Origin of the sequence: Nostoc sp. (assembly GCF_036917535.1) — a bacterium.
Classification (GTDB): domain Bacteria; phylum Cyanobacteriota; class Cyanobacteriia; order Cyanobacteriales; family Nostocaceae; genus Nostoc.
This window is the reverse complement of the sequence record NZ_JBALDA010000001.1, coordinates 38,046-62,850: the sequence shown is the minus strand read 5'-3', so window position 1 is coordinate 62,850 and position 24,805 is coordinate 38,046. Positions and strand designations below refer to the sequence as shown.

Sequence of the window (24,805 nt, the reverse complement as noted above, 5' to 3'; positions counted from 1 at the left end):
CAGTCCCCAAATCAATGGTTATGACTATTAAGCGTCGGGAATTTCTCACAACCTGTGGACTAGCTACCTTAGCCACCCAAATACCAGCACTTACTACCGCCCAAGGTAAGCCATCTTTAAACACCATCCGTAAGCCGCCCCGCCTGCAAGCTGGCGATACAGTAGGATTAATTGCCCCTGCGGGTATCGTTGACACTAAAGATATTGAAGTAGCACAGAAATCTATTTCACAATTAGGGTTAAAAGTCAAGCTGGGGAAGCATATTTTAGATCGTTACGGCTATTTAGCAGGTAAAGATGCCGATCGCGCCCAGGATGTAAACTTGATGTTTAGCGATCGCACCATAAAAGCAATTATTGCCATGCGTGGTGGTTGGGGCTGCAATCGCATTTTAGCGCTACTCAACTACTCGCTAATCGGCTCCCATCCGAAAATTATCATCGGGTACAGTGATATTACGACGCTGTTGTTAGCAATTAATGCTCGTAGTCAAATGATTACTTTTCATGGGCCAGTTGCTACGTCTACCTGGAATCAGTTTACAGTGGATTACTTTAAGCGCATCCTATTTAATAGTGAAGCTGTAACTATGCAAAATCTCAACCCTAGCGAAGTGCGGTTGGAGATAATAACACCGGGAAAGGCGAGGGGGAAGCTTGTGGGTGGAAACTTATCAGTACTATCAGCGATGGTTGGTTCACCTTACCTACCTTCTTGGAATAAAAGCATTCTGTTTGTGGAAGAAGTTGGCGAGGATGTTTATCGTATAGATAGGATGCTGACACAGTTAAAAACTGCTGGGATACTTAATAAAATTGCTGGCTTTATCTTTGGGCAATGCACTAATTGTAAACTTGGAGATGAACCATCGTTTACATTAATGCAAGTATTGCAACAACACATACTTCCTTTAAGTATTCCTGCTTGGTATGGTTCAATGATTGGTCATATTAAGGATAAATTTACCTTGCCAATCGGTGTAGAAGTGGAAATAGATGCTGAACTTGGAACAATACGAATGTTGGAAGCGGCTGTTAGTGTTGTGTGAAGTAGGTAGGAGGCAGGAGGCAGGGGGCAGGAGGCAAGAGGTTGGAATAAAGAACAGTGGCTTACACTGTATTTAATTAGGACTTACGCAAGAACTCTCTGAAATTCTCTTTCCTTTGTGTTCTCTGCGTTCTTTGCGGTATCCTTCTCCTTCAAAGACGCTACACGAACGGCAAGCTACTTCGTGTCTACGTTTCCTTATAATTTTGCGTAAGTCCTGTTAATTCCAAGCTACTAAATCGGAGATTTTGGTGTTCTTGACTTTAACCCTTGCTCACGGCAGGAAACACTATTCCTCCTGCCTCCTGCCTTCTGTCTCCTGCCTCTCTTGTTAAGATTTTGATAGACAGTATGCATTTCTCCTCGCTATGTTACGACTAACAGAAGTAAAGCTCCCGCTTGATCATCCTGAAGATGAGATCAAGACTGCTATCCTCAAAAAGCTGCAAATCACGCCCCAAGAATTGATCAGCTATTCCATCTTCAAGCGTAGCTACGATGCCCGTAACAAAGGAGAGATCAGCCTTGTCTATATTCTGGATGTAGAAACGACTCAGGAAACTCATCTACTCAAGCGCCTGAAAAAAGATCCCCATGTGATGGCCACGCCAGACATGAGTTATCGCCCAGTGGCACAAGCACCCAGCAATTTGACAATTCGCCCCATTATCATTGGTACAGGGCCTAGCGGCTTGTTTGCGGGTTTAATGCTCGCGCAAATGGGATTCCGTCCGATCATTTTAGAACGTGGCAAACAAGTCCGCGATCGCACCGTTGATACCTTTAACTTTTGGAAAAAAAAATCAGATTTCAACCCAGAATCCAATGTCCAGTTTGGCGAAGGTGGGGCGGGTACATTCTCTGATGGCAAACTCTACAGTCAGGTCAAAGATCCTCAGCATTATGGGCGCAAAGTACTAACCGAACTCGTGAATGCGGGAGCCTCACCGGAAATTCTCTACATCAACAAACCACATATTGGCACTTTCAAACTAGTGGGAATCGTCCAAAGTATGCGTGCTAAAATCGAATCCCTCGGCGGCGAAATTCGTTTTCAAAGTCGGGTGGAAGATATCAACATCGAAAACGGACAGGTGCGGGGAGTCACCCTCGCTAGTGGGGAATATATCGCCAGCGATTATGTAGTTCTTGCAGTAGGTCATAGCGCCCGCGATACTTTCCAAATGCTATTTAATCGTGGAGTTTACATAGAGCCGAAACCATTTTCCATCGGCTTTCGAGTCGAACATCCCCAGACTCTCATCGACCAATGTCGTTTCGGCGCTCAAGCGGGTCATAAGATTTTAGGTGCTGCCGATTACAAACTGGTTCACCACTGCGAAAATGGTCGTTCTGTCTATAGTTTCTGTATGTGTCCGGGGGGCTTGGTGGTTGCAGCCACATCAGAACCGGGGCGAGTTGTCACCAATGGGATGAGCCAATACTCTCGTAATGAACGCAATGCCAATAGTGCGATCGTTGTAGGCATCACCCCCGAAGATTATCCAGGCAACGCCTTGGCGGGAATTGGCTTTCAACGGCGCTTGGAAGAACGAGCATTTGAATTGGGCGGTGGAACTTATGAAGCGCCAGGGCAGTTGGTGGGAGACTTTCTCAATCATCGCCCTTCTACAGCATTTGGCACGGTTAAGCCATCTTATACACCTGGAGTACATTTGGGCGATCTGAGTCAGAGTTTACCAGATTATGCGATCGCCGCCATCCGTGAAGCACTTCCCGCTTTTGACAAACAAATTAAAGGATTTGCAATGGACGATGCTGTGTTGACAGGGGTGGAAACTCGCACATCATCACCGATTCGGATTAAACGCCAAGAGGATTATCAAAGTTTAAATACAGTCGGTCTTTATCCAGCTGGTGAAGGTGCGGGATACGCGGGGGGAATTCTCTCGGCTGGTATCGATGGAATTAAGGTAGCAGAGGCGGTGGCTTTAAGTATTTTGAGAAATTGCGTAGTTTACCGCCATAGGCATCGTAAAATCTGAAATAGTGAATGCTATACCTACGGTAAGCTGCCAAGAGTGCAAAGTACGAGTAGTTGAAAGCATTCAGAAGATTGGATTAAGTGACATACTCCACTTTCAGGATAAGTGCCTTACCCCTAGCTGTCTAATACTTATCCGAACTGTATTGGAGGATGACTTAACGAATTGATTTGAGGGATGAGATTCTATTATTGAGCTTACCAAGGTTTCCACGAGCCTCGTCTGGTCCTACATCAATATATTCACCTTTGAAGTTTTTTTCTGCGTAGAATCTCCACTTTTGACCATTGTTGACTTGAATAGCTGAGGCTTTGTTGTTGAATTTAAACTTAGTTAAATCTGCCACAGCATTGTTTGTATTAAATGATGCTCCTTTTCCAATTTGCTGGTCCCACAAAGTTACATCTGTTACAGTTTGTGAAGATTGTGCTGATACACTTGTGTGGTAAATGGCAAATCCACCTATGGAACTGGCAGTTAAAACTGCCAAAAGTGTGAATTTATTAGTCAGCATTACTGGATTCATGATTTTTTTCCTATTTTGAAAGTGAAACTTGACTTCTATATATTTATGGGTGTGAGGAATCAATATTATGCATTTAGTGAGAAAAAATTTATTTTTGCCAAGCTATACTAGCAGTCCACCTGCATAAACTTTTTATAATTTCTATATCTTTAAATCACAAAATCTGACATTGCAAGCGTAAAATCTGAAATAGTGAATGCGATGCCTACGGCGGTAAACTACGCAGTCTCAGCATCCGATTTGAAGTTGAGAGCGATCGCCTAAAATAGTTACAATCTAGCCCGAAGAACAATCTATGGCTCAAACCTTCTTGATAACTTAGAGCAAGCACTGAATGCTCAAGCAAAACGTTTGAATAAGTCTCTAGAGTGAAGTAAAAGACCCCAAAGTGGAGAGGTGAAACGGCATTTACTTTACTCTTGATAACTTGCTAATCGAACGGCTTAAGACTCTGGCAGCCAAAAGGTAGTTGCTAGATGCAAACGGTGTTGAGTTGCATTCAAGGAAATAGGAGATACCATGTGCCAAGAGCGATTGCAACGTACAATAGCAACTGAATATTGAGGCAATGGTGGAACTTCTTGAATTACAGAAGTAGTCTGATTGTCTTTAAGAACTTGAAAAAACCCTCCCCACTCTGGGTTCCATCCCTGATTGAAATAAAAAAGTTGAGTTACATGTTTACGCGGGATATCTGTATGAGGACGGTTCCAGAATCCTAAATCATGTCGTGTTAAATAAATTGTTAGTGAATGGTTTTTCAAATCCAAATTAGTAAGATGCTCCATTGCCTCTCGATAATCAGGAGTGAGAAGTTGTTCAATCAATTTTTGCCAACTAAGACTTAGATCCTTGATATCTTGTAGACCTTTGTACTTACTTTCATCTAGAATGCAGCGTGCAAAAAACCTGTAGTCATTATATGTATATTCCGGGTATCCATCTGGCTCAAAGTCTCTAGCATGATATTCTTTATAGTTTGTAGTAGCAAAACTATTTGCTAGTTCAGATTGTACTGAAGTGTCAAGCAAGTTTTCAAATACAATCCATTTATAAGGAATTGACTGCATAGTTGCATTACTAATTGCACTCAAGTTCAACATAATCCCTCTTAAAAAACTTTCAAATAGTTTATTGCTGTTTAACTAAATATCGCTCCAAATCGTCTATCATCCGATTGGCTGCAAGGGGGCCAAACTGAACCCAGTAAAACCCCACCTCATGAACTTTTTCCTGTTGGACAACTTTCAACTTTGACCACAACGGTTTTGCTTTCAGTTGCTCAAGTATTAGGTGTAAATCCCTTTTGCCCAGCGCGTCTTCTGATACTAGAAATAAAATATCCCCATCTAACTCACTCAAAAGTTCCTCTGATAAAGCATAAGCAGCAGGCCCACCCCCTAGACTGAGGGTTGCTTGACTATCCAAAGTTTGAGAGTAAGGACGTGCAACACCCGCATCTTTAAGAATAACTCCTGAAAAACTTGCCTTCGCCCACAGCCAAAGTGCATCAGTACGCAATTCGGCAACCGAGACTACAGTTGTGTTCAGGCGTTCCCGCTTCGGGTTGCCGTAGGCATCGCCCATTTTTGCTTTAAACTGTGTCAAACGTGCATAATAATTATCCATTACCTGCTGGGCTATTTTAGTTTTACCCAGAACACTGGCTGTGAAAGCAAAAGATTCTTTCCAAGCTCCACTGGTTCCAGGAGGAGCCAAAACAGTGGGTGCAATGTGTGATAACAGTGGATAAATATCTTGATGAAAATGCATACCAAGAATTAGGTCTGGCTTGAGAAACAAGACTTTTTCGATACTAGGAGACAGCCAATCTACATCTTCAATACCTGATAGTGGGCCTACTAATCGCTGTAATTGTGAGACAAATAACTTTGAGGCAGCTATAGGTTTGATCCCTAACGCCAAAGCATTTTCTAAAGAACGACCACCAAGCACAACAACTCGTTGAGGATGAGCAGGAACTATTGTCTTACCCATTAAGTGCTGAACTACTCGAACCTGACTTAAAGAAGAAACACTCTTAGAATCGCTAACTTTTGGGTAATTAAAAAACAAACAACCGTTTAGCCACACTACCACAGCAAGCAATCCTAAAAGGGGCAGGCATCGGACAAAACACTTGGTTAACCAATGAGTTGTTCTCATTAAAATTCCCACTTCACTGTCAACTGTGCTGTATACGGACGACCAGGAATAATTCTTTGGAGATAGTCAAAACTTGCTTCATAATATCGAACATTAAATATGTTGTTGAGATTGAGTCCAATGCTAAAGTTATTATTGCGATAGTACAGAGCTGCATCGGTGAGAAAGTAGCTTGGGATCGTATATGTATCCAAATTATCTGGCATTTGATCTCCAACGTAGTTAAAGCCAATTCCACCTCCAAAACCTTTGAGAGAGCCAGTACCAAAGGTGTAAGTTGTCCACAAACTAGCGACATGCTTTGATACTCCTTCTACTCGATTCCCGATTGGAATATCATTGTCTTTGATAACGCGTGCGTCTGTATAACCGTAAAAGCCAATCACATTCCAACCGGGAAGAATCTCTCCGGTGACACTCAGTTCTGCTCCCCGACTTCTTTGTTCTCCTGTTTGCACATCAAAATCGGGATCGGTAGGATCGGTAGTTACAATGTTAGTTAGTGTCAGTTGATATAAAGCAAGTGTCGCTGAGAGTTTATTATCGAATAAATCAGTCTTAACGCCCACTTCATACTGAGTACCCAGTTGTGGTTTAAAAAGGCTGTCATTTTTATCTGCACCCGTTACTTGTTCAAAAGAGCGGCTGTAGCTAGCGTAGAGTGAGACAGGCGCTATGGGTTGATAAACTATGCCTACCCTTGGACTAAAGGCAGAATCAGACTGGACACTCGCCGTTGAGGCAATCCGATTAGCAAACTCATTCTCTACTAAATCATAACGCCCACCCACAAGCAGTTTGAGGTTATTGGCAAATGTCACTTGGTCTTGAAGATAAAAGCCTAAAGCATCATCTCTAAAGTAGAGATCAAGTCTTCCAAAAGTATCACCTAGTGGTTGACCATACACTGGGTTAAAAACATCAAGAGGGGCCACAGCTCTTCTAAGTATATTAATACTTTGGGTTTGTCTAAATAAGTCAAACCCAGCCAAAAGTTTATGTTTAATACTACCAGTGTTAAAATCACCAATAACATGAGTATCTATTGTATAAGCTTCATACTCTGTTGGCTTTGGAAAAATAGTCTGTGTTCTTTCGACAGTGCGGTTGTCTGCTTCCAGTAGACTGGTAACAGCTGTTTCACGTAAATCAAGGGTTAAAAATGCAGCTTGAAATGAATTACTAATAGACCAGTTATCGTTAAAGCGATGTTCTAGATTGTAATTATATCTATTAAGCTGGCGGTTAAAGAAATCAGTCGGTTCCCCTAAATAACGGTTAATAGGGATTTTGCCATTTGGGTTAGGAAGTATGGTTGCACTAGCAATCTGCTCAGAACCAGTACCTAACGACTGTTGTATGTCTTCATATTCTGAATCAAAAGTTAGATTTGTATTTTTCCCTATACGCCAATTAACAACAGGCGAAACGAAAAAACGCTTTTCATTATAAAAATCAGTAAAGTCTTCTGCGGTTCTGTAAGAAGTGTTTAAACGATACGACAGACTGCCATCTTTTGTCACAGGACCAGAAAGGTCAAGTGAAGGTTGAAAAAGTTCATAACCACCACGCCTTACCTCAATGGCATAGTAAGGCTGACTCAAAGGCTTTTTGGTAACTATATTAATGATCCCACCTGGATTGACTTGACCATAAATTACAGAGTTTGGCCCTCTAACAACTTCTACTCTATCTATATTTGTCAGCGAACTTGAAAGAGCAGCACCAGCTGCAAAGCGGTCTTTTACACCGTTCCTATAAACGTTTCTAGCTCTAAAACCTCGAATAAAAAAAGTGTCTGCAATTCGAGATGAAAAATTATTTTGGATAACGCCAGCATTTTTGAGTATCCCAATTAAGTTACGCGGTTGTTGGTCTTCGATAACTTGCTGAGGAATCACCTGAACCGAAGCAGGAATATCACGCAATGGTGTATCTGTTTTCGTTGCAGTAGTTGCATCTGGTATCCGATAATTTGTATCTGGTGGAGCAGTCACATTTAACTCAATGGGCTTTTCTGGTTCTGTTGTTGGCTGTTGAGCAGTAAAAGTACTAGGGGTGACTCCAAAAACTAAACCTTCTTTTGTACTATCAAACAACTCCACCGCAGGCGCAGAAGCTTCTCCAGTTACCGTTACTCGCAAGGTGTTCGCATCTAAATTTGCAACTGTTACTTCTGTAATTCCGGCTACTGGCTTTGATTGTCTAAAATCCCCACTTCTTAGTTGCAACTTGGCATTAGGGATATCTGCAATATAGGAATTACCCTCTGTTTTCGGTAAAACTTGTAATTTCTGAGAATTAGCTGTGACTAAAATTAACTCTATCCCTTTATCGGTAGAGTTCACCTGAACATCCGTAACTAATACCACATCTGTAATTGCTTGACTAAGTTCAGGAAAATCATTCTGTCTGGGTACTCTCCATAAATATGAAGCATTAGTTTTAGGAAGCTGTAACTGATTCAATGTTTGAATTTCTTTAAAAACTTCACCTGAGCGCACTAAAGTTTTTTTAACTAACGGTTGTTCAGAATATGCTGGATTGGCTAAAGTTAGAGAAATAACAGATATTAACCAGCAAATAACAGTATATTTTAGTCTAATAAACATTTTTACACACACCACTTAGTGAATACTCTGTATTGAAATTGAGAATTAAGTATAATTTTCCTTTCAGTCCATAGCTTGCAATTATTACTGATTGAGTTGGTAAAAAATATATTTATACCAACCCAATTATTGTAAAAATATATAACTTTTCAGTGTTTGCGTCTTATTCGAGCCGGAATTTTTTTTATTCCATCCGGAATTTTTATCTTTGACAGGACTTAGGACTTATCCCAAACTTCTTACGAAAAGCATTACTAAATGAAGGTAAGCTAGCATAACCTACTGTTCTGGCTACTTCTGTGACATTCATATTTCTTTCAATAAGCAGCTTATAAGCTAGTTGCATTCGGCAGTTATGCAGATAGCCAAACACCGTAGTCCCAAAAACCTGCTTAAAGCCTTGCTTCATTGTGCAATCATTTAAACCTACTTGTCGTGCTAGTTCAATAAGAGATGGTGGGTTGTCTAGATGTTTCAAAAGAATTTCTCTAACATTGTAGATGCGGTCAATATCTGATGGCTTAAGTTTATTAATCTGGAAGTAACCTTGGTTGATTTGCATTTCTTGCTCGACTACCATTGCTACCAATTCCCAAACCTTACCTTCAAGATAAATTTGTTTAGTAAAGCCTTGGTATGGACATTGAAGAATTTGTTGCACTGCTAAAAGCATTGCTGAAGTTTGAGTTCCATAGCGTTCATAAGTTGGTTGATCCCAACGTCTAATTAAATGTTGTAATTCTTTTGGGAGTTTACCAGATGTATTTTCTGCAAAGCTATGAAACACTTTTGGATGTATATGAATAGCTACTTCTATTACGCGTGCTGATGGCTCGAATACAGCGCACTCAGATGCCATACCACTGCCACTTAAAAAGTATTCTCCTGTCTTGAACTCAAGGTTTTTAAATTGGCTATCTACTAAAATAAAGAATATAAATTCTAATGGATGCTTTCGCTCTTGAAGTTTTAAAATTAATGATTTAGGCTGCTGATAATTGGAAATGTCTAAAGATATGCTATCTCGTAGCTGAATCTGTCGCCAATACCCTTCTCCAAATTGATACTTCCTGGTGATGTCAAAATTCTCTGAAATATCATTATTCTGAATTATTTCTGCTTGGTATAGTATTTTTAAGTAATCTGCTTGCGGAAGGATAAGTGTCATATTAATATTAACTTACTAGAAAGTGTTGAAATAGCTATAGCTATGAAAGGTAAGTGGAAGACGTATTATTCTTAGGTACGTCAGTTACACCTAATCTGAATATTACCAACTTTGTAAGTAAAATATCAAATATATTCTTGATACAAATCTTAAAAACAGTATTCTAAATCTTGCTATTCAGACAGGGATAACTTATCATTGGGTCACTAAAATTGAGTACTAAAGCCATTTTTAATTAAAATTATTTGGGAAAGTACTGTTAAGTTGCCCCAAGTCTTTTGTCATAGTATCTTTACCAAATGCAGTATTAAGTAGCCAAGATTATTGGTAATGTCATCACAATACAATCTAAATATCTATCAAGCAGGGAGATCGCTCAACAGTTCTCATTATGAGAATTACTGACTTAAGAAGGTCAAACAGATGGAAACTACCGTGTCGCGCTTGAATCTAGCCTGGTCAATAGTGGCTTTGACAGTGATCCTTCCATGCAGTGGGTAATGGACTTTTGCCGTTGGATTGTACAAGTAGTTATCCGACCCAAAGAGCACAAGGGGTTTGTTTTGCTGCCTAAGCGCTGGGTTGTTAAGCGTATCTTTGGTTGAGATTAGCAAACAGACGTATACTTGCTTCTACAACTAATTGGCTTATTGAGTGTAGATAGTCTTGGTTTTGCACAGAAATGACTTCTAATATTGGACAAGCCCTAATGTCTTTTTTAGTCACTACATTAAGTACATTTATAATAACTTGATTTAACTATTGAAAAGTTTTGGCAGCTTGCGAACGTAATCCGAATTATTTAGCTTTGGGTGTTTTTATTCTTATTTATACCCCCTAAACGTTTACAATTAATTTAATGGCAACCTAACTATTGCGTCACACACTTACAGGTGCGATTTTGCATATAAACTACCCACTCACTGGGAAGATTAATTAAATGGCAACAGAATTACAGGAATGATGAAAAAATTAAAATATTTTTCCATGTTATTTTTATATATCGTTTTGATGGACGGAGCAACTATAAATATTTCTGCCCAGGCTGCTGGAACTAAAGTTTTAGTAACGGCTCAAAACGAATCTCTTAACCAATCGGATATTGACAAAGTTATCGCTTTTTACGAATGGGCCTTCTCAGCAAAATTCACTAGCGAACAGCGCCATGAATATCAGTCAATAAAATTAAATGAGTTTCGTAAAGACCCAGATGGAACCAGAAAGAGCATTGACAATTTAATTTCCAACTATACACAAGCTCTTGCTAAGAATGAACAAGAACAAAGCCGGATTCGGCAGGCATTTAACGGAGAATATGTAGGGCAATTACGAAATTTACCGAATGATGCGGAAGCTAAACTTTTGCTGTCTGTTTACGATAGCGCGCACGCGGGCGAAACTGCTTCAAATGATGCTAATGATTCATCTGGTAGCGTTGGAGAGATTTCGTCACTAGTTGGAAAATGGGTTTGGGCGCATACCGGAAACAGTGCTGTAAGTACGAATGGTACATATATCGGCTCGAACGGTTCGCGTTTCACTTATCAATTTCTGCCGAACGGAACGGTCGAATTTACAGGAATAATGAACGTAATGAATGGCAGCTGCAACCAGCAAATTTTCCAATCTCGAAAAGGAAAAGTCAGTCTGAACAGTAGTACGATGACAATTAACTGGTCTCCAGCAACTTTCACTCGTGACTTTTCGTGCGACACAGCTAATAACTACACGAAAACTCTGCCTGCCGAAAACGAAACTTATCAGGTGAAATTCAAAACCGATCTAGGTCAGAAACAGCTTTGTCTGATAAGTAAGGACGAAACCTGTTTCAGCCCGACAAATTAGGCCAAATGACAAAGCCAGCTTTATTCGTTTACTCAAATAGCTAGATTGTCAATTTAAAAAAGGCGATCGCGAAATAGTCATGTCAATTCTAATATCAAGCCCCACCTAGATACTTTCCAGGTAGGGCTTTTGTTTTTATGTCTGGAGTCGATATGCAATCATGTATCAAGTGCGATCGCAGTGCAAAATTTATCCGATTGTTAAAGCTGGTTCTTTACAGAAGTTAAATAGGGCTGACTCAGTTTCTGATTCATCTTCAAATACAGCAGAGATGTACCATTCACAGGGCGAACCATTCGTATATTCAGCCCAAGCAATTGTTGCTGTTTCACCTGATGGAATCCCTGACTCACCCAAGTTAAATGAAGCCCACTCTTCATCATCGACAGATACCCACAACTCTGTAATTGCCAATTCAGTTTTATTGGTAACGGTAAAGGTGAATTGGTCTGACATAAATAGCCTTGCCTTTTAACGATAAATAAATTGCAGATTGTCAGTCACTGATTATACTGCCACTTGTTTCAAAAGTTGTCATACTAAGTAAGTCGGTAGGAAAAAACACAACTATTTGAGTCTATCGAGATAGCCAATACCATGCAACAGCAGATTTAGGTCGCGGTTCTCACAAACTCCGACAATACAGTACATCCCCAGTGTCACAAAATTTTCAGGCAATGTATTTTTTACTGAGCAAAAGTAATTGAGAGCGATCACCTTAAACATACTACAAACCAGAAATTGCAAAATCTGAGCAATTCTGTCTTAGTACGGTTTTGCGTAAAAGTGTAGCATTTTTAATGCAGGGGGATGCGTTGGCATTGCAGGGGGACGCATTAACATTGTATCGGGATGCATTAGCATTGCAAAGTTTTGCCAAATTTAATTCGCTACAAATTAATGAAATATAAGCTGTATTTAGTACAGCTCATATTTCATTAACTGACAGGGCAGCGTTCCGTTGTACACTGCAATCCGTTGGGATGATTTTAGCCCAATCGATTGAGACAGTTCCTTGTTGCCACTCAGGACAAATGCAGTCCAGCCTTTGAAGCGTTGTTTCAAGACATCGCCCAAAAGTTTGTAGAACGCCCCTAAATCACTATCTCGTCCTAGCCGTTCGCCATAGGGTGGATTGCAGAATAAAACCCCACTGTCTGCGGGGGCGACAACATCGGTAAGCTCCATTTGAGAAAACCATACATGGTTATCAACACCGCAGTTTTGAGCATTGTTAATCGCCTGCTCAATTATATTTTCATCGCGATCGCTTCCCCAAATAGGTGCGGTCAGGGTATCCAATTGGCTGTCCTTAGCTTCTTGAAGCAGCTTTTCTAAAAGGGACAGATCAAAATCGAGCCAAGTTTCAAATCCAAAGCAATCACGAAACAGCCCTGGTGCTATGTTCAGTGCCTTTAAGCTAGCTTCCAGGGGTAAAGTGCCAGATCCACACAGAGGATCGTAGAACATCTGGTCTGGCTGCCAGCCCGAAAGTTGAATCAGGGCAGCAGCCAGAGATTCCTTGAGAGGGGCTGCTCCAACCGCAGGACGGTAGCCTCGGCGGTGCAGACTATTTCCAGAACTGTCGAGTTTGACGGTACAAAAGTCGCGTTCAATATGAACATTGATCCGTACATCTGGTTCATGCAGCTCTACATTTGAACGTTCGCCCAGATTTTCCTGCTGCTGGTCAACGATCGCATTTTTCACTTGCAGAGATGTGAAGTGGCTGTGGTTGAGGCGATCGTTTTTGCCCGTGGTATTTACCGCCAGGGTCATGTCTGGCGTTAGATAGTTTTGCCAATCGATGCTCTGGATACCGCGATAAAGATCCTTGACATCAAGGCATGTAAACTCATGGATATTCACCAAGATTCGGAACGGCAGCCTAGCCCAGAGGTTGACGCGATAAAGTAGAGTGCGATCGCCCTCAAAGGCTACACCGCAAAACCCTGGCTCCACTGAATGGGCACCCAGTTGCTCTAACTCCTCAGCCGCGAGGGTTTCTAATCCACGAGCAACCGTTGCAAAATATTGATTCATCCTCTAATCCAAAGCATTATCTTCACTGCTCACCCATTAACGCACTTTAGCTTAACTCATATCTTCAGTTTAAGTACTATCTTAAATCAATTAACCCTGCTAATATCAAGCTGAAATCTTACTCAGATACTTTGCAATACAACCCATAAGTAAAAATAGTCAGAGGAAAAAACTATGACTTTAGTATCTGATATTATTCTGCTACAAGACTTAACATCGTCCTCTAATGAGGATTTAGTCCAGCTTAAAATTGTGCTTCCAGCGACGGTAAATCGCTTAACTAACCCGATGTTAGCAAGTATCTTTGGTAATGACCTGAAATTTGGTATTGCCTCTTTTAAAGATAAGCCAATTCCGCCTTTTGGGGGTTACGCTGATTATGTATATCAAGCAGAAGTCGCTTTGACAAATAATGTCACGACAGTTAAAGACAAAATCTTTGGCTTTGAAGCTTTTGGTGGCAATGATGCGCCTGAATCACAATTAGACGCACTCTTGTTCGCAGCTTTAGATAGTGGCGGCAGTCTTAGTTACAGAGTCAGTTCATTTCGTATTGTGATAATAGCTACCGATAGTATTTATCACGTTGCCGGCGATCGGGCAGCAGTTAGTCCAAGTGATACTATTGCCAATAATGGAGATGGGATCACCGATCCTTGTGAAGATTATCCAGAGATTGGACAAGTAAAAACTGCGCTAGAAGCAAATAACATTATTCCAATTTTTATAACTACGAGTAATGTTGCAGTCGATTACCAAACACTAGTTACCCAGCTTGATCGAGGTGCTGTACTGACTCTTGGTTCTAAAAGTGAGAATCTTGCAGATACCATAAAAGAGGCAGTTGCTAGAGCCAGAAATGCGATCAGTATTGATGTCGCTACAACCAATGGAGACGACACCTTTAGTTCGGAGAATTTTTCAGCTGGCGATCAGGTTATTTTTGCTGGGGACAGTGATGACAGTATTTCGCTTTCTGGTGTTACTGGTAATCATTACATTGATGGGGGGGCAGGTTCTGACATCCTTGTTGGTGGAGCTGGTGCAGACAGAATAGATGGGGGTAGTGATGATGACAACCTTTTGGGGAACAACGGTGATGATATTCTTTTTGGCAGTAGTGGAAAAGATATTCTGATCGGGAACAAAGGTAACGATTACCTACAGGGAGATAGTGGGGATGACTTACTAGAAGGATGGGCTGGTTCAGATAAGTTTGCATTTGCAACAGGATCGAAGTTTGATATTAGGGAAGTCGGAGTTGATATTATTAGTGACTTCAATCCTGAAGAAGACAAGATCCAACTATCTAAATCTACCTTTACAGCTCTAAGTAACTCAGTTTTCCCAACTGAATTAAATTCTGCAGACTTTGTCACAGTGACGAACGATACTTTAGCTGCAAGTAGTAGTGCGGTGATTGTTTATAATAGCGCAAATGGTAGTCTCTTTTATAACCCTAATGGTTCGGCGGATGATTTTGCTGAAATTAATTCTGGGGGTAAATTTGCACAACTGGGTGCTAACTCTTTTCCAACTCTAACTACCGCTAGTTTTGAGGTAATTTTTTAAGGAGAAAAGATAGCGCAGCGTAAAACCATCTTTTAAAGGAGACGGTAAAACGAACGGCATAGCAACTCTTAGAGACGCTACTGCAAATGCTTAGAGCTAGTTCCGCGAGCGTCGGCAGTAGGAAGGAAGTAGAAATTCTTTGTCTCTGATTTTGAGTCCTGCATTTTGTAACTCATTTACCTGAAAACAGCTTTAACAAAAAACAAGAGACTATCATCAAGTTTCAAGACTTTTCAAGTCCTTGTTCATCGTTCTGCTTACCTCAATGGATTACTGTCTGCTTGAGCCATCTTAAAAAGTGATACCAATTTTAAAAAAGAATGCGACAGATACATACGGACATACCTTTTTTCTATCTGGCTTTCTTAATGCATGAATTTTGAATTGGTATGAGATCCTCCCAGACAAACGAATTGAACTGAGATGAATCTATATTTTTCTAAAATCAATCATTGTCTGACGATAAGCATCTGGCAAACCTGTATCAAAACATTTGCCTTTAACAACGTATCCTGTCATTCCCTCTTCCTGACGCAATTTTTCCAGACAGGATGTTAACTGAAATTCACCTCGTTCTCGGAAATTTTGGTTGATATGTTCTGCTAGAAAGTCAAAAATTTTCGGCGTTAGTAAATATAAGCCAAATATACCTAAAAAATTATTTTTTGACATTCCTTCTACATGTAAATGCTGTTGTGCATACTCTATAGTCGGTTTTTCATAGAGTTGTGTAATTGACAAAATAGAGTTTAACTCTTGCCAAACTCCTGTTATACACCCAGCTTTATGAATAATTTCTGCTGGCATTGTAGTTAAGCCAACAACGTTTTGATTAACTTGTTCATAAACATCTAAAACTTGACGTGCACAAGATTTTTCAATGTCAGATGCATAAATGTGGTCGCCCAACATCAGCAAAAACGGCTCATTTTGTACCCAATCCTTGGCACAAAATACCGCATGACCATAGCCTAATTGTTCATCTTGTAACAAAATGGTAATTCTGCTACCTAAATCTTCGAGATATCGACTATATTCTTGATTTTGCGGTGAAAGTTTATCTAAAAGTTCTTTTTTGGGTGGGTTTTTCAATAAATCTTCAAATATCTTTTTATCATCTGGCTGCACTACAATTCCTACTTCTGTAATTCCAGCATTAATTGCCTCTTCAATAATTGCGAGAATCACAGGTTTTGCCCTACCATCTCGATCGATAATCGGGAAAAGTTCTTTTTTGACAACTTTAGTAGCCGGAAACAAGCGAGTACCGAAACCAGCTACTGGAATCACAGCTTTTCTAACTTGATTTTTTTGCATAGGCAGTTCGTCACCCCAACTTCTCAAACAATTTTGCCAATACCACATTAGAAAATAAAAATCCTTGGGGATCAATCAAACGCAAGCTTCCCTCTGCAATTTCCACCCAACCTTTTTCAAAATACTCTTGCAAACACTGACAAATCTCTTCCACCTTCTCTTCCCCATAAGCTTCTGCCAAGGTCGCCAAACTCAAACCCTCTGCCAAACGCAACCCCAACATTAACGTTTCTAACAATACTTCCTTTGGGGGAGTCACATCACAATCAATTACACCGCCAGCTTGTACCCACTGGTAATATTCCCTAGTTTTGCGCGGACGATTGAACCGCTTGCCTTCAACATAACTCGCCGCCCCCATACCAAAGCCATAATAAGGGCGGTTTTCCCAATAAACCCGATTATGCCGACACTGATGACCAGGTTGAGCATAATTGGAAATTTCATAATGCTCATAACCAGCACTTGTCAAAACCTGCTGCCCCATCTGGTACATTTTGACTGTGGCTTCATCCGTAGGCATTGGAGTATCGCCAGGTTTGTAGTAACGACCAAAGGCTGTACCTGGTTCGATGGTAAGATCGTAAATGGAAATGTGAGTGGGTGCGATCGCCACCGTTTTTTCTAGCGAATATTGCCATTGATCCAAAGACTGATGCGGCAACCCAGAAATTAAGTCTAAACTAAATGCGGGAATCTCGACTTGGTGGATTAGTTCCACAGCTGCAAAAATATCTTCAACTGAGTGTGATCGCCCCGCCCTTTGCAATAATTCTTCTTGAAAGGCTTGTACACCCAAACTTACCCGGTTCACCCCTGCACTGCGATAGCCTGCTATGTGGGCTAAATCAAAGGTGGCTGGGTCAATTTCCATAGAAATCTCTGCCCCAGACGTAATCCCAAAATGCTTCTCCAGCTTTGTCAGTATCCGTTGTAGCTGCTCTATTGATAGCAATGAAGGAGTACCACCACCAAAGAAAATTGTCTTCAGAGGTTGACCAAATGCTGGTGTAATGGCGATTTCTTGACATAGCACCTCAACATATTGGGAGATAGTACCAGATGTTTCGCCCCGCAAGCGATCGCCCACAACAGACACCGGAAAATCACAATAAAAACACCGCCGTCTGCAAAAGGGAATATGCACATAAGCCGAACTCGCAATTCCAGAAATACTAAATTTTTTACTCATTTTGAGAAAAGTTTTAAGTTAATCCAACTGCGAATTAGAGACAATGAAAATGAGGTAAGAATTCAGGAGTCAAGAGTCAGTAGCCAGAATAATTGTAAAATTAAGCGTGTAATAACTTCTTGATTTTATTAAAATTATTAAGTTTGGGTATCAAAGTCTTCTTAATTCTGACTTCTGGATTTTGGATTCTGAATTCTTACAAAATAAGTAGTTTATTTACAAGTTTTTGTCGTTTTACAACGAAACAATGAAAAATATTAAGATAAAAGCCTTTAGTTATAATAATTGCAGATATTGCCCTACTAAACCCCTAGTGTAAGTTAATATTGATGAGTTTATCTTACCGATGAAATAAAAAATACTTAACTTTATCGGTTAACACAGTTCCAGGAAAACAAGACAACCATGCTTGACGCCATTATTATTTTCTCATTTATCCTAGCAGCGTCGGGAATAGGGTTCTACAGCATTGAACTACTACCCAATGGGACGCTAGATCAGGTAACGAATCTAGAAGCTTTACGCTTAGTTGTTGCCGTCTTTGCCGCTATTATTGGTGGTGCGATCGGGTTGAGTTTTCAGACGACATATCGTCGCCTAGAATCACAAGTCAAAGAAATGCCTCTAGAAGCGATCTTAACTCGTGCTATTGGCTTAGTGATTGGGCTATTACTAGCCAACCTGATGCTAGCCCCACTATTTTTGCTTCCTATCCCGGCGGATTTTGGATTTATTAAACCATTGGTGGCAGTTGTCGGTAGCATCATCCTCTCCGTCACTGGCATGAATTTGGCAGACACCCACGGACGAGGCTTATTGCGGTTCATTAATCCCAACACCGTTGAATCGATGGTAGTGGAAGGAACATTAAAACCAGCTAATACCAAAGTTCTAGATACTAGCTGTATTATTGATGGTCGTATTGAAGCCTTACTAGAAACAGGGTTTCTGGAAGGGCAAATGCTCGTACCGCAGTTTGTCTTGCAAGAACTCCAACAAGTAGCAGATGCTAGCAAAGACCAAAAGCGGGTACGAGGAAGGCGAGGACTAGAAATTCTCAACCGTATTAAGGAAGATTATCCCGATCGCATCCTGATTAATGCAGTTGACTACGAAGATATTCCTACAGTAGATGCCAAGTTAGTACGCTTCGCCCAAGAAATCAGCGGTACATTGCTAACCAACGACTACAACTTGTCTAAAGTCGCCAGTGTTCAAAAAGTACCTGTTTTGAATGTCAATGATTTAGTGAATGCCGTCCGTCCCAGTTATTTACCTGGCGACAACCTAGATTTAAAAATTCTCAAGGAAGGCAAAGAACCCAGTCAAGGCATTGGCTACCTAGATGACGGCACAATGGTAGTTGTTGAAGAAGGTAGCAGTTATGTGGGTGGTGAACTGCGAGTAGTAGTCACAAGTGCTTTGCAAACTACAGCAGGAAGAATGATTTTTGCCAAACCCCAAGCTTCAGCATTGGCATGAAACAATGGGATGTTTGTTCAATTCGAGTGACACTTGGTAATCGGTGCAGTCAACCTGCACCGATTCTTTATTGATTGGACTCACGAGACTCACTTGCCTGTAAATACTGTAATTGCTCAATTGATAACCCTGTGACTCTGCCGATCTGTTCTAATGGCATACCAGTACTAAATAGATTTCTTGCCACTTCGAGTAACGCTTCAGCCTTACCTTCAGCCTTACCTTCAGCCTTACCTTCAGCCTTACCTTCAGCTTTACCTTCTTGTAGAATGTCTTGATAAATCGCTGACTCGCGCATCATATCTGACCTCAAAACTCGTTTAATAACCTCTTTATCTAATACTAAACCAGCTAAAATCGCTGTAGAAGCAGCAATATTACTTTGAGCTCTTAATTCTGTAATACCGTTAATTTTCCGTGCCACTTCGTTAAGTATAACTTCTGGCTCAATTGTACTGCTTAACACCGCCAAAGGTAAAAGTCCAGGTGTTCTCAAAAATACTTCAGTTGGTTGTTCCCAAAGTCTGATAACTGCAAATTCATGTCGTGTTCTAGCAATTGTAAATGTATTTTGTCGCACCAAATTTGAATTTGTCTGCTTGAGGTAAATTACAACTTGATGCATTGCTTTGTCTGGAAAGCGGCGATATGCTCGTAATCGATAGTCAATCATCCGAAAAGGAATTTCCGCATCGACTTGGGTTTGAAATTCCAAATGCAATATGCTTTGCTCCGACTGCAACAGAATTAGAGCATCAGCCCGAATCGGTTCGAGAGATAATTCTTTTGGACTTAATTCTGTTAAATTAATAGATTCGCCTAATAACCATCTAGCGAAGTCACTAGAGAAGTTCTCAACTAAAAATTTACAGATATTGTCAAACATCTGAATTACTGTAGTTGGTGCTGATGGATTCGCATGATGCTGGGAACCTATCTAATACATTGCCTGTATATTGTGTACGACTATATGTCCATAACTCCATCAAACTAAAGTCTTCAGCTACACAAACAGAGTTATATATTAGAAGATTAATTATTTTATAGTCAGTTACACGAACATCATATAACTAAAAATGACTTTTGTTTTAGGGCTGATTTGTTAATTGCGTACATACTTTGTTTAGCAAGGGCGTTTTTTTAGAACTGATACAGCTTGAAAGTGCTAAAAATGTGAAAGCGTTAATCCCGAAATATACGGTTGCAGTATTGATTATTCCTATACCAAAAGCTGCAAACGATCTTAATATGGTAGACGACTACGAGCAGCTACTATATATTTTATAAATTGGACAGGATGCTTAACATACAATAATAATGCTATACCTTTGTAGTTAAAAATTTTAATAAACCACGAAGGCTTAAAAAATCACAAAGCCGACTTTTGCAATACAACCGTATTTGATGGCTAAATCAATTGTTTCAACAAAACGGCTCGGCAGCCAGTTAATCCATTGGTTGCTTGAAGAAAACCGACAAGAGAAAAAAGGACCTTACCGCAAGGAAGAAGCACATCGCCAACATTCTTGGTGGCAGGTTATGTGCTTGACTGGTGTAGATTATTTCTCTACCCTTGGCTATCAACCAGGGATTGCAGCACTGGCGGCTGGCGCTCTTTCTCCTATAGCTACCCTAATTCTGGTTTTGCTGACGCTCTTTGGAGCGTTGCCAATCTATCGGCGCATTGCTGCCGAAAGCCCTCATGGTGAAGGGTCGATCGCAATGTTAGAGCGTTTACTTTCCTGGTGGCAAGGCAAATTACTTGTACTGTGCTTACTTGGGTTTGTAGCAACTGACTTTATTATTACCATTACTTTGTCCGCTGCTGATGCTACTGCTCATATCATCGAAAATCCGCTGACGCCAAATTGGCTTCACAATCAAACGATCGCAGTTACCCTGATATTAGTTGCACTACTAGGTGCAGTTTTCTTGAGAGGTTTCCGAGAAGCCATTGGGATTGCAGTAGTTTTGGTGGGAGCTTATCTGCTGTTAAACTTCATTGTCGTTGGTGTCGGTCTGTATCAGATATTAAATCACACAGAAACGATCCCGAATTGGCAAACTGCACTTTTTGCACGCCATTCTAACCCTTTGATGCTAATCGGCATCTCTTTGATCATCTTCCCCAAACTAGCGCTAGGATTGTCAGGTTTTGAGACTGGTGTTACCGTGATGCCTCTGGTTAAAGGTAACTGTAACAGCACTCCGCATCATCCTAAAGGGCGGATTCGGAATACACGCAAACTACTCACCTCTGCGGCTCTAATTATGAGCTTCTTTTTGCTTACCACCAGTTTTATAACCACTCTACTGATTCCAGCTGCAGAATTTGCATCGGGGGGCAAAGCTAACGGACGGGCCCTTGCTTATTTAGCACATTTGTATTTGGGCAATGCCTTTGGCACAATTTACGATTTAAGTACTATTTCTATTTTGTGGTTTGCAGGTGCATCTGCAATGGCAGGGCTATTAAATATCGTGCCTCGCTACCTACCACGCTATGGCATGGCGCCCAATTGGGCACGAGTAACCCGACCTTTGGTGTTAGTCTACACAGCGATCGCTTTGGTTGTCACAATTATTTTCAAAGCAAGTGTAGAAGCCCAAGGTGGGGCTTATGCAACTGGTGTGCTTGTGTTGATCACCTCAGCGGCCTTTGCCGTAACTTTATCAGCCCATCGTCACCGACAGAAGCGGGCTAGACTCATTTTTGGCATCATTACACTGTTATTTTTATATACCACTATTGTCAATATCATCGAAAGACCAGAAGGGATTAAGATTGCTGGGTTTTTCATCGGTGCGATCATTTTTACCTCGCTGGTTTCTCGTGTTTGGCGTTCAACAGAACTGCGAGCAGAGCGAATTGAAATTGACGAAGTTGCTGCCCAATTCCTTACCGAAGATAGCCAAGGAACAATACGACTGATTGCAAATCGATTAAATACGGGCGATGTCTTAGAGTATTTTATGAAAGAAAAAGAGGTACGCGAAGACAACCATATTCCACTCGACGATCCAATTCTATTTTTAGAAATTCATGTCTCCGATGCTTCGGAATTTGCGGATGTAATTAAAGTAAAAGGGGCACAAGTTGGTGATTATCGCATCCTCCGGGCTGAAAGTGCAGCAGTACCGAATGCGATCGCAGCTTTACTACTTTACATTCGCGACCAAACGAGTAAGATTCCCCATGCTTACTTCGGCTGGGTTGAGGGAAATCCTATACAATATTTATTGCGTTTTATCTTGTTTGGTGAAGGTGACATTGCTGTAGTTACCCGGGAAGTACTGCGTCGGGCTGAAAAGAATCCCGAAATGCGACCTGGTATTCATGTTGGGGGTTGAGTCACAAAAGAGGACAAGGGGAAGGGGAGACAAGCAATACCGTTCGGTTAAGGAATTTCTTGGTTGAGGCAGGCAGGGGAGGCAAGGGAGGCAGGGGAGGAAAAAGAGTTATTAAATAATAATTCATTTCTCCCCTTGATCCTCTTCTCCCCCTGCCTCAAGATCTCACCTCAACAGATAACTGTCTTAACCGAACTGTATTGGCCCATCCTCCATCCCCTTGTCTTATAAAGATGTGGCAAAAAATAAACCAGTGTAGAAGTAGCGATCGCTGCTTCTGCCTCCAGATGGAAGAAATTGTCCTAAAATTTATGTAATAATCAGCCATTCAATCTGAGATTAACTTTAAAATTATTTAATTAACTTTTTAGAATGCCAGACGCAGAAAAGTTCCAGAACCAGCTGGCTAATCACAAGCTGCTGCATCGGCAAGTTAGTAAAAAGGCAAAATTTTCCCCAGTAGCCAGTGAAGAAGAAGGATATGGTGCTTCAGTTGGCTGATGGCACTATCCAGGCTTGCAATGCCTCTAGTGATCGCATTTTGGGACTGACCGCACAACAGCTTGTAGGGCAAAATTTGCTTGATCCCAAGTGGCAGTTTATTCATGAAGATGGCTCTCATTTACTCAGTGAAACTCATCCTGCGATCATTACCCAAAATACAGGTAAACCTTGCTCAAATGTGGTGTGTGGCTTTTATAAGCCAAACAGTGAGTTAGTCTGGCTGTTGTTATCTTCGCAACCTCTGTTTAAAATTGAAGGAAGCAATCTGTATGCGATCGTCACAACTTTTTCGGATATTACGGAATCTAAGCACGCCCAGTTCCAGGAAGACTTTAGTTGCGAACAAGATACTCAACATCCGTGAGAGGTTAAAATAAAGCACTTTTTGTCAATCAGCTAAAATACTCAAAAAGGTACTTGACAACTTAAATAACCCTCTTTTGTCACTCCGGGGAAATAAAAATTGAGGCTAAATGATGAAACCTAGATTTAGTGAGAAGATTAGCGATCGCAAACTAATAGAAACCTCTAAACAAAGCTCTATAGGTAAAATCCTGTCTGGGCAAGAGTTACAGATTATTCTCTGCCGAAAGTGACAAAAGAGGGGTTATTCTGTTATATGCCTTCTTCTCTTCCTTTGCGCCCTTTGCGGTAGCCTGCGGCAAGCTGATGCAGCGTCTACGTTAAAAAATTACTTACTTGAGAACTAATGCTACTTTCTGAGTAGAGGTGTAATTTGGCAACACTTGATTCAATTTTACTTCGTTGAGATGTAGATGATCTGACAACACCGCAGAGATAACATCCCGAAAATCAGTAGTAACAGCCAAGTCCCTACCTTGGTAAAGTTGGGCTGTAGATAGACCAGGCCATTCACCGTAAACTTTGCCACCGCGAATTTGACCACCCAAAACCCACATAACATTCCCATGACCGTGGTCAGTACCACCGTTATCATTTTGCTTCACTGTCCGACCAAACTCAGACATCACGACAATTGTCGTATTTTGGTAAACGCTCCCCAAACCATTGACCAAAGCTGCCAAACCAGAACCCAATTTTTTTAAGTTCCGAGCTAACTGTCCTTGAGTGTTACCTTGATTAACATGGGTATCCCAACCCCCCAAAGCCATAAACCCTAATTCAATTCTGGAGTCTTTGAGCATTAGTCGTGCTAATCGTTGGGCATCGTTGGCGAAAGCATCAGGTGAAGGCGCACCATTATTGGCCATTTTCATTTCACTATCTAGGTCATTGACGATTGTCTGACGCACCATCCTTCCTTGGTGATAGGTCTGACTTAAAGCATCATTACCGACATAGAGTTGATCAAATGCTGCTGCTAATTGAGGACGATCTATTGCCAGAGGTCTGTTAGCATTTCTCCCTGATGCGATGTTCGCTACAGGCATCCGACCAGAAAAAATCCAGGGTGTTGTTTCTCCCACACTTACTGCTTGAATGGGTGTTTTTTGAGAAATTACCCCCAGTAAACGATTCATCCAACCATCCTGAGTATGTTTGTCACCAGGGGTAGCGTTTTCCATATATTGTTGAGCATCAAAGTGAGAGCGAGTTGGATCGGGAGAACCACAAGCATGAACAAATGCCAAACTATTTTGCTGCCAAAAGGGTATCACAGAAGCTAATGCCGGATGCAAGCCAAAGCGTCCATCTAAATCTATGACTCCCCCTTCTTTCCCTGGTTGAGGAATAGCAATTTGCGGTCGGGCTTGATAGTAAGCTGTCTCTAGGTAAGGAACCACGATGTTTAAACCGTCTACTGCGCCCCGGAGGAAAATCACAATTAAGCGCTGGCGATCGCTGTTTTGGGTGGCGGATCTAGCTACCCAAGCATTGCTACTGACAGCTGCAATCGCAGCAGCTGAAAAAATTCTACCTTGGATGAGGAAGTCACGTCTTTTCATAATTAAAATTACTATGAGTTGTGAAAATTTTTTGTTTTAACGAAC

General features: G+C 41.0%; 20 protein-coding genes. 9 read left to right on the top strand and 11 right to left on the bottom strand.

What is annotated here, in order from left to right:
- The first annotated feature begins 20 nt into the window (after window positions 1–20).
- Together V7K56_RS00325 and V7K56_RS00320 are read left to right on the top strand one after the other, a co-directional pair.
- Complete coding sequence (locus tag V7K56_RS00325; RefSeq protein ID WP_334906479.1) at window positions 21–1,049, top strand: S66 peptidase family protein; 1,029 nt, start codon at window positions 21–23, stop codon at window positions 1,047–1,049.
- Window positions 1,050–1,416: 367 nt separating this feature from the next.
- Window positions 1,417–3,054, top strand: coding sequence for an NAD(P)/FAD-dependent oxidoreductase (locus V7K56_RS00320; protein ID WP_334906477.1), 1,638 nt, complete (start codon window positions 1,417–1,419; stop codon window positions 3,052–3,054).
- Window positions 3,055–3,211: 157 nt separating this feature from the next.
- Here the strand turns inward: V7K56_RS00320 and V7K56_RS00315 are convergent, their stop codons facing one another.
- The 5 genes from V7K56_RS00315 to V7K56_RS00295 all read right to left on the bottom strand — a co-directional run bounded on the left by V7K56_RS00315 (window position 3,212) and on the right by V7K56_RS00295 (window position 9,526).
- Window positions 3,212–3,580 carry a beta/gamma crystallin-related protein gene (locus tag V7K56_RS00315; RefSeq protein WP_334906475.1) on the bottom strand — a complete coding sequence of 123 codons (369 nt, stop codon included), beginning with the start codon at window positions 3,578–3,580 and terminating at the stop codon, window positions 3,212–3,214.
- A gap of 443 nt (window positions 3,581–4,023) precedes the next feature.
- The gene (locus V7K56_RS00310; protein ID WP_334906473.1) at window positions 4,024–4,683 is read right to left on the bottom strand and encodes a hypothetical protein; all 660 of its coding nucleotides are present in this window, start codon (window positions 4,681–4,683) and stop codon (window positions 4,024–4,026) included.
- A 28-nt stretch (window positions 4,684–4,711) separates the two neighbouring features.
- Complete coding sequence (locus V7K56_RS00305) at window positions 4,712–5,746, bottom strand: iron-siderophore ABC transporter substrate-binding protein (RefSeq protein WP_334906471.1); 1,035 nt, start codon at window positions 5,744–5,746, stop codon at window positions 4,712–4,714.
- Window positions 5,746–8,358, bottom strand: coding sequence for a TonB-dependent siderophore receptor (locus V7K56_RS00300; RefSeq protein WP_334906469.1), 2,613 nt, complete (start codon window positions 8,356–8,358; stop codon window positions 5,746–5,748). Before V7K56_RS00300 ends, V7K56_RS00305 begins: the two co-directional genes overlap by 1 nt.
- Window positions 8,359–8,560: 202 nt before the next feature.
- The gene (locus V7K56_RS00295) at window positions 8,561–9,526 is read right to left on the bottom strand and encodes a helix-turn-helix domain-containing protein (protein WP_334906467.1); all 966 of its coding nucleotides are present in this window, start codon (window positions 9,524–9,526) and stop codon (window positions 8,561–8,563) included.
- A 960-nt stretch (window positions 9,527–10,486) separates the two neighbouring features.
- On the opposite strand from V7K56_RS00295, the gene V7K56_RS00290 reads away from it, so the two are divergent.
- Window positions 10,487–11,371, top strand: a complete 885-nt coding sequence (locus tag V7K56_RS00290) for a hypothetical protein (protein WP_334906465.1) — start codon at window positions 10,487–10,489, stop codon at window positions 11,369–11,371.
- Between the two features lie 189 nt (window positions 11,372–11,560).
- Here the strand turns inward: V7K56_RS00290 and V7K56_RS00285 are convergent, their stop codons facing one another.
- Both V7K56_RS00285 and V7K56_RS00280 read right to left on the bottom strand, forming a co-directional pair.
- A complete protein-coding gene (locus tag V7K56_RS00285) occupies window positions 11,561–11,827 on the bottom strand; it encodes a hypothetical protein (protein ID WP_322736573.1) in 267 nt (88 codons plus the stop codon).
- A 462-nt stretch (window positions 11,828–12,289) separates the two neighbouring features.
- On the bottom strand, window positions 12,290–13,414 hold the full coding sequence (locus V7K56_RS00280) for a THUMP domain-containing class I SAM-dependent RNA methyltransferase (RefSeq protein ID WP_334906459.1): 1,125 nt from the start codon (window positions 13,412–13,414) through the stop codon (window positions 12,290–12,292).
- 174 nt (window positions 13,415–13,588) lie between these two features.
- Between V7K56_RS00280 and V7K56_RS00275 the strand changes: the two genes are divergently transcribed.
- Entirely contained in the window at window positions 13,589–14,986 is a 1,398-nt protein-coding gene (locus tag V7K56_RS00275) for a hypothetical protein (protein ID WP_334906457.1), read from the top strand.
- Window positions 14,987–15,415: 429 nt separating this feature from the next.
- On the opposite strand, the gene V7K56_RS00270 is transcribed toward V7K56_RS00275, so the two are convergent.
- Together V7K56_RS00270 and hemW are read right to left on the bottom strand one after the other, a co-directional pair.
- Window positions 15,416–16,303 carry a UTP--glucose-1-phosphate uridylyltransferase gene (locus tag V7K56_RS00270; protein ID WP_334906455.1) on the bottom strand — a complete coding sequence of 296 codons (888 nt, stop codon included), beginning with the start codon at window positions 16,301–16,303 and terminating at the stop codon, window positions 15,416–15,418.
- A 10-nt stretch (window positions 16,304–16,313) separates the two neighbouring features.
- On the bottom strand, window positions 16,314–17,495 hold the full coding sequence (gene hemW / locus V7K56_RS00265) for a radical SAM family heme chaperone HemW (RefSeq protein ID WP_334906452.1): 1,182 nt from the start codon (window positions 17,493–17,495) through the stop codon (window positions 16,314–16,316).
- A 405-nt stretch (window positions 17,496–17,900) separates the two neighbouring features.
- Here hemW and V7K56_RS00260 point away from each other — a divergent pair, with 405 nt between their 5' ends.
- Window positions 17,901–18,977 carry a PIN/TRAM domain-containing protein gene (locus V7K56_RS00260; protein WP_334906450.1) on the top strand — a complete coding sequence of 359 codons (1,077 nt, stop codon included), beginning with the start codon at window positions 17,901–17,903 and terminating at the stop codon, window positions 18,975–18,977.
- A gap of 67 nt (window positions 18,978–19,044) precedes the next feature.
- On the opposite strand, the gene V7K56_RS00255 is transcribed toward V7K56_RS00260, so the two are convergent.
- Complete coding sequence (locus tag V7K56_RS00255; RefSeq protein WP_334906449.1) at window positions 19,045–19,863, bottom strand: Rpn family recombination-promoting nuclease/putative transposase; 819 nt, start codon at window positions 19,861–19,863, stop codon at window positions 19,045–19,047.
- 518 nt (window positions 19,864–20,381) lie between these two features.
- Here V7K56_RS00255 and V7K56_RS00250 point away from each other — a divergent pair.
- From V7K56_RS00250 to V7K56_RS00235, 4 genes are all read left to right on the top strand, one after another.
- On the top strand, window positions 20,382–22,328 hold the full coding sequence (locus V7K56_RS00250) for an amino acid transporter (RefSeq protein ID WP_334906447.1): 1,947 nt from the start codon (window positions 20,382–20,384) through the stop codon (window positions 22,326–22,328).
- Between the two features lie 372 nt (window positions 22,329–22,700).
- Complete coding sequence (locus V7K56_RS00245) at window positions 22,701–22,829, top strand: hypothetical protein (protein ID WP_334906445.1); 129 nt, start codon at window positions 22,701–22,703, stop codon at window positions 22,827–22,829.
- Window positions 22,810–23,196: a PAS domain-containing protein gene (locus V7K56_RS00240; RefSeq protein ID WP_334906443.1), complete on the top strand. Its 387-nt coding sequence runs from the start codon at window positions 22,810–22,812 to the stop codon at window positions 23,194–23,196. The genes V7K56_RS00245 and V7K56_RS00240 overlap by 20 nt, the downstream gene beginning before the upstream one ends.
- A 109-nt stretch (window positions 23,197–23,305) precedes the next feature.
- On the top strand, window positions 23,306–23,428 hold the full coding sequence (locus tag V7K56_RS00235) for a hypothetical protein (RefSeq protein ID WP_263983724.1): 123 nt from the start codon (window positions 23,306–23,308) through the stop codon (window positions 23,426–23,428).
- Between the two features lie 99 nt (window positions 23,429–23,527).
- Here V7K56_RS00235 and V7K56_RS00230 read toward each other — a convergent pair whose 3' ends face one another.
- Window positions 23,528–24,760, bottom strand: coding sequence for a DUF1501 domain-containing protein (locus tag V7K56_RS00230; RefSeq protein WP_334906435.1), 1,233 nt, complete (start codon window positions 24,758–24,760; stop codon window positions 23,528–23,530).
- Between the last annotated feature and the right edge of the window lie 45 nt (window positions 24,761–24,805).

Coding starts and splice junctions, on each gene's coding strand:
- V7K56_RS00325 (WP_334906479.1), top strand. CDS start 21: ATGACTATTAAGCGTCGGGAATTTCTCACAACCTGTGGACTAGCTACC.
- V7K56_RS00320 (WP_334906477.1), top strand. CDS start 1,417: ATGTTACGACTAACAGAAGTAAAGCTCCCGCTTGATCATCCTGAAGAT.
- V7K56_RS00315 (WP_334906475.1), bottom strand. CDS start 3,580: ATGAATCCAGTAATGCTGACTAATAAATTCACACTTTTGGCAGTTTTA.
- V7K56_RS00310 (WP_334906473.1), bottom strand. CDS start 4,683: ATGTTGAACTTGAGTGCAATTAGTAATGCAACTATGCAGTCAATTCCT.
- V7K56_RS00305 (WP_334906471.1), bottom strand. CDS start 5,746: ATGAGAACAACTCATTGGTTAACCAAGTGTTTTGTCCGATGCCTGCCC.
- V7K56_RS00300 (WP_334906469.1), bottom strand. CDS start 8,358: ATGTTTATTAGACTAAAATATACTGTTATTTGCTGGTTAATATCTGTT.
- V7K56_RS00295 (WP_334906467.1), bottom strand. CDS start 9,526: ATGACACTTATCCTTCCGCAAGCAGATTACTTAAAAATACTATACCAA.
- V7K56_RS00290 (WP_334906465.1), top strand. CDS start 10,487: ATGATGAAAAAATTAAAATATTTTTCCATGTTATTTTTATATATCGTT.
- V7K56_RS00285 (WP_322736573.1), bottom strand. CDS start 11,827: ATGTCAGACCAATTCACCTTTACCGTTACCAATAAAACTGAATTGGCA.
- V7K56_RS00280 (WP_334906459.1), bottom strand. CDS start 13,414: ATGAATCAATATTTTGCAACGGTTGCTCGTGGATTAGAAACCCTCGCG.
- V7K56_RS00275 (WP_334906457.1), top strand. CDS start 13,589: ATGACTTTAGTATCTGATATTATTCTGCTACAAGACTTAACATCGTCC.
- V7K56_RS00270 (WP_334906455.1), bottom strand. CDS start 16,303: ATGCAAAAAAATCAAGTTAGAAAAGCTGTGATTCCAGTAGCTGGTTTC.
- hemW (WP_334906452.1), bottom strand. CDS start 17,495: ATGAGTAAAAAATTTAGTATTTCTGGAATTGCGAGTTCGGCTTATGTG.
- V7K56_RS00260 (WP_334906450.1), top strand. CDS start 17,901: ATGCTTGACGCCATTATTATTTTCTCATTTATCCTAGCAGCGTCGGGA.
- V7K56_RS00255 (WP_334906449.1), bottom strand. CDS start 19,863: ATGTTTGACAATATCTGTAAATTTTTAGTTGAGAACTTCTCTAGTGAC.
- V7K56_RS00250 (WP_334906447.1), top strand. CDS start 20,382: ATGGCTAAATCAATTGTTTCAACAAAACGGCTCGGCAGCCAGTTAATC.
- V7K56_RS00245 (WP_334906445.1), top strand. CDS start 22,701: ATGCCAGACGCAGAAAAGTTCCAGAACCAGCTGGCTAATCACAAGCTG.
- V7K56_RS00240 (WP_334906443.1), top strand. CDS start 22,810: ATGGTGCTTCAGTTGGCTGATGGCACTATCCAGGCTTGCAATGCCTCT.
- V7K56_RS00235 (WP_263983724.1), top strand. CDS start 23,306: ATGATGAAACCTAGATTTAGTGAGAAGATTAGCGATCGCAAACTAATA.
- V7K56_RS00230 (WP_334906435.1), bottom strand. CDS start 24,760: ATGAAAAGACGTGACTTCCTCATCCAAGGTAGAATTTTTTCAGCTGCT.